The sequence below is a fragment of the Neisseria sp. P0009.S007 genome (assembly GCF_051962515.1).
Genome location: NZ_JBQCVF010000131.1, coordinates 1 through 4860 on the forward strand (window position 1 = coordinate 1; position 4860 = coordinate 4860).

5 protein-coding genes are annotated in these 4860 nt (G+C 52.4%); 4 read left to right on the forward strand and 1 reads right to left on the reverse strand.

The genetic code is table 11. The features are described 5' to 3' along the window. Positions 1-44: 44 nt before the first annotated feature. The 3 genes from cysT (at position 45) to ACTHS3_RS10205 (ending at position 2896) form a co-directional block, all read left to right on the forward strand. Complete coding sequence (gene cysT, locus ACTHS3_RS10195; RefSeq protein ID WP_003683475.1) at positions 45-881, forward strand: sulfate ABC transporter permease subunit CysT; 837 nt, start codon at positions 45-47, stop codon at positions 879-881. Between the two features lie 84 nt (positions 882-965). Beyond that, positions 966-1826, forward strand: a complete 861-nt coding sequence (cysW, locus tag ACTHS3_RS10200; RefSeq protein WP_049336112.1) for a sulfate ABC transporter permease subunit CysW — start codon at positions 966-968, stop codon at positions 1824-1826. Further along, the gene (locus ACTHS3_RS10205; protein ID WP_049336114.1) at positions 1823-2896 is read left to right on the forward strand and encodes a sulfate/molybdate ABC transporter ATP-binding protein; all 1074 of its coding nucleotides are present in this window, start codon (positions 1823-1825) and stop codon (positions 2894-2896) included. The genes cysW and ACTHS3_RS10205 overlap by 4 nt, the downstream gene beginning before the upstream one ends. Before the next feature lie 54 nt (positions 2897-2950). On the opposite strand, the gene ung is transcribed toward ACTHS3_RS10205, so the two are convergent. After that, the gene (gene ung, locus ACTHS3_RS10210; RefSeq protein ID WP_049336116.1) at positions 2951-3610 is read right to left on the reverse strand and encodes a uracil-DNA glycosylase; all 660 of its coding nucleotides are present in this window, start codon (positions 3608-3610) and stop codon (positions 2951-2953) included. 192 nt (positions 3611-3802) lie between these two features. Here ung and ACTHS3_RS10215 point away from each other — a divergent pair. Continuing rightward, on the forward strand, positions 3803-4860 hold a 1058-nt coding region (locus tag ACTHS3_RS10215; RefSeq protein ID WP_440367898.1), incomplete at its 3' end, for a multifunctional CCA addition/repair protein.

Here is a 4860-nt window from a genome sequence, read left to right on the forward strand (position 1 = left end):
GCCTTGTTAAAGTAAGCGTGTATTAAATTCTGACGGTTGCCATTATGTTGTTACTCAAAACGCCTTCTGTATTGCCGGGTTTCAAGCTCAGTTTGGGTTTGACGGTTTTATGCCTGTCGCTTTTGGTGGTTTTGCCGTTTGCGATGATGGCGGCCAAAGCAGCAGAAATCGGCTGGAGCGGATTTTGGAACACGATTACCGAACCCAATGTCTTGGCGGCCGTCTGGCTGAGCTTGCGGATGTCGTTTTATGCGATGTTAACCAATATCGTGTTCGGCACGTTGGTCGCCTGGGTATTGGTGCGCTATGAATTTCCGGGCAAAGGGTTGGTAAACGCTTTGGTCGATTTGCCGTTTGCGCTGCCGACAGCGGTAACAGGCATTGCGTTGGCAACCCTGTATGCGCCCAATGGCTGGATAGGCCGTTTTTTCGAGCCTTTGGGTATCAAAATCGCCTTTACGCCCATCGGTATTTGGATTGCGCTGATTGTCGTCAGCCTGCCCTTTATCGTCCGCGCCGTACAACCGGTATTGGAAGAATTGTCGGGCGAGTATGAAGAAGCAGCGGCAACTTTGGGCGCAAGCCGTTGGACTACGTTCCGCCGTGTTCTCTTGCCTGAAATCACACCGGCCTTGTTGACCGGTGCAGGCATGATGTTTGCCCGCTCTACCGGCGAATACGGCTCGGTCATTTTCATCGCGGGCAATATTCCGATGGTGTCTGAAATCCTGCCCTTGATTATTACCGGCAAACTGGAGCAATACGATGCTCAGGGCGCGTCTGCCGTTGCTCTGTTTATGCTGATGATTTCGTTTGTCATCCTGCTGATTTTAAACATTATGCAATGGACTTTGAGCCGCCGTGCCGGAGCGAAGGTTTAACAAACAATAGGCCGTCTGAAACATCAAGCAAACATTTTTTAGACGGCCTAAACGGATACAAGAATAAATAGAGACTTCACTAACATGAAAACCCATTCTACCAATCCAAACCTGAGCGAACCGCGTTGGCTGCGCGTATTGCTGACTGCTACCGCCTTGGGCTTTCTGCTGCTGATGCTGGTCGTGCCTTTGGTTGCCGTATTCTACGAGGCCTTAAAAGGCGGTTGGGATTTATACCTGCAATCCTTGACCGATCCCGAAGCATGGTCTGCCATCAAATTAACCCTGATTACCGCTCTGATTGTTGTTCCTATCAATGCCGTATTGGGTGTGGCGATGGCGTGGCTGTTGACCCGTTTCGACTTTCGCGGCAAGCAGTTGCTGACCACCCTGCTCGATTTGCCGTTTTCCGTATCGCCCGTGGTGGCCGGTTTGATGTTCGTCTTATTGTTCGGCACGCATACGGCATTGGGCGGCTGGCTTGAAGCGCAAGGCATACAGATTATCTTCGCCATCCCCGGCATTATTTTGGCGACGCTGTTCGTTACCTTCCCCTTTGTCGCGCGCGAAATCATTCCTTTAATGCAGGCGCAGGGCGACAGCGAAGAACAGGCCGCGCTAATACTCGGCGCAAGCGGCTGGCAGATGTTTTGGCGCGTTACCCTACCCAACATCAAATGGGCGCTGCTCTACGGCATCATCCTCACCAACGCCCGCGCGATGGGCGAATTCGGCGCGGTCAGCGTGGTATCGGGACACATCCGCGGCGAAACCAACACCATCCCGCTTTTGGTTGAAATCTTCTACAACGAATACAACTTCACCGGCGCATTCGCCCTCTCCGGCGTATTGGCACTTTTAGCCTTGGCCACATTGCTGGTGCAAAACATCATCACAAAATTACAAGACAAAAAACTCGCCGCCGCTGAAAGGAACGCAGCATGAGCATTACTATTCAAAATCTAAACAAACACTTCGGAGCGTTCCACGCGCTGAAAAACATCAACCTCAACGTCCCCACCGGCAAACTCGTTTCCCTGCTCGGCCCATCCGGCTGCGGCAAAACCACGCTCCTGCGCATTATCGCCGGACTGGAAAACGCCGATGGCGGCCAAATTCTCTTTGACGGCCAAGACGTAACCGCCAAGCATGTGCGCGAGCGCAAAGTCGGCTTCGTATTCCAACACTACGCCCTCTTCCGCCACATGAACGTGTTTGACAACGTCGCCTTCGGTTTGACCGTATTGCCCAAGTCCGAACGCCCGTCCAAAGAACAAATCCGCGCCAAAGTCGAAGAATTGCTCAAACTCGTGCAGCTTTCCCAACTCGCCAAATCCTATCCGCACCAGCTCTCCGGCGGCCAACGCCAACGCATCGCCCTCGCCCGCGCCCTCGCCGTCGAACCCAAACTTCTGCTCTTGGACGAACCCTTCGGCGCGCTGGATGCCAAAGTGCGCAAAGAATTGCGCACCTGGCTGCGCGACATCCATCACAACCTAGGCGTAACCAGCATTCTGGTGACGCACGACCAAGAAGAAGCCCTTGAAGTTTCCGACGAAATCGTCGTCATGAACCACGGCAAAATCGAGCAAACCGGCAGTGCCGAAGCCATTTACCGCAAACCTGAAAACGCCTTCGTTACCGAATTTCTCGGCGAAACCGACGCCTTCGAAGGCAGAATCGAAAAAGGCATCTGGCATTACAACGGCTTCGCGTGGAAATTGGACACGCACTACAAATGGCAGGAACAAACCGCTATCGGCTACATCCGTCCGCACGAATGGCAGCTTGCCGCCGAAAACGAAACCCCGATGATCCGCGCCAAAATCGAAAAAATCCACGCCGTCGGCGCATTGACGCATATTGTGGTAAAACACGACAAACAAGACGTGCATATCACGCTGGCAGGCAGCGATGCCGCGCGTTACCAAATCGCCGAAGGCAAAGAATTGAGGCTGATTCCGAAACAGGTTTATGTCTTTTCTCAAAACGAGCTGATTGAATATTCGATTTGAGACTAAAGCATAAGGCCGTCTGAAAATCTGCTTTCAGACGGCCTTTCATCTTATTTAAACCTGCCAATCAATCGGCTCTAAACCATGTGCCTGCAAATAAGCGTTTGCCTGCGAAAAATGTTTGCAGCCAAAAAAGCCGCGATATGCCGATAAAGGCGAAGGGTGCGGCGCGGTCAGCACCAAATGGCGATTGCGGTCGATAAACGCGCCTTTCTTCTGCGCATGGCTGCCCCACAGCATAAAGACTAAATGCTCGCGTTCCTTATCCAATTGTCGGATGACTTCATCGGTAAACGCCTCCCAGCCAAAAGTCGCATGGGAATGCGCTGAACCGGCACGGACAGTCAATACCGTGTTCAACAGCAACACGCCCTGTTCCGCCCAATGCTGCAAATAGCCGTGTTGCGGAATCTGAAAACCCTCAATATCCGTCGCCAACTCTTTATAAATATTGACCAGCGACGGCGGCACCGCAATTTCAGGCTGGACGGAAAACGCCAAACCATGCGCCTGACCCGCACCGTGATACGGGTCTTGCCCTAAAATCACTACCTTTACATTTCCGAATTCAGTCGTCCGAAAGGCATTGAATACATCGCGCTCGGGCGGATAAACGGTTATCCCCGCCTGCCTTTCATGGCGCACCTTCTCCAAAATCGTTTGAAAATACGCCTTTTCTTTTTCCGCACCAATTGCCTCGTGCCAAGTCTGCATTATTTGCCGCTCCGTATTTGAATGGGCTTATTATAAAGGATATGCCGCATAACGATATGGTTTGTTGTCGCCGCAGGACTGAAGATTATCGACAGCAACAAACCTAAAGCGTCATAATAGCGTTCTGACTCAGGCCGTCTGAAAACCCAATACGGCTTTTCAGACGGCCTTTTTATATCGTTCGATTTTTATATGAATACACAAACCATCAAAACCTATCTTGTCGGCGGCGCTGTCCGCGACCATCTTTTAGGCCTGCCCGTCAAAGACCGCGACTGGGTAGTCGTCGGTGCAGATGCGCAAACCATGTTGGCTCAAGGCTATCAACCTGTTGGCAAGGATTTTCCCGTCTTTCTCCACCCGGACAGCCACGAAGAATACGCCCTCGCCCGTACCGAGCGTAAAACTGCCAAAGGCTATGCCGGATTCAGTTTTCATGCCGATAAAGACGTTACGCTGGAACAAGACCTAATGCGCCGCGACCTGACCATCAATTCCATGGCTCAGGATTCAGACGGCACGATCATCGATCCTTTTGGCGGACAACAAGATTTGGCGGCCGGCATCCTGCGCCACGTTTCGCCTGCCTTTGCCGAAGACCCTGTGCGGATTTTGCGTATCGCCCGTTTTGCCGCGCGTTATGGTTTTCAAATTGCCGATGAAACCATGTCGCTGATGCGGCAAATGGTAGAAAACGGCGAAGCGGATGCCTTGGTTGCCGAACGTGTCTGGCAGGAATTGGCCAAAGGCTTGATGGAGAAAAATCCGCGCCGAATGATTGAAGTTTTGCGCGAATGCGGCGCACTCAAAGTTTTACTGCCAGAAGTCGATGCCCTTTTCGGCGTACCGCAACGCGCCGACTATCATCCCGAAATCGACAGCGGTATTCATACGCTGATGGTTGTACAACGAGCCGCCGAGATGAACCTGTCCCTCGCTGAACGCTATGCTGCCTTATTGCACGACTTGGGCAAGGCAAAAACACCGGCCGATATACTGCCGAAACACTACGGACACGACCTTAACGGCGTCGAACCCGTCCGCGAAGTCAATCAACGCCTGCGCGCGCCCAAACACTGCGCCGAGCTTGCCGAACTCGTCTGCCGTTGGCACATCATGCTCCATCAAGTCGGGCAGTTCAAAAGTAAAACTATTTTGAATGTTTTGAAAAAAACCGACGCATTCCGCCGCCCCGAACGTTTTCAGACGGCCTTAAACGTCTGCGTGGCCGACAAACAAGGCCGTCTGAA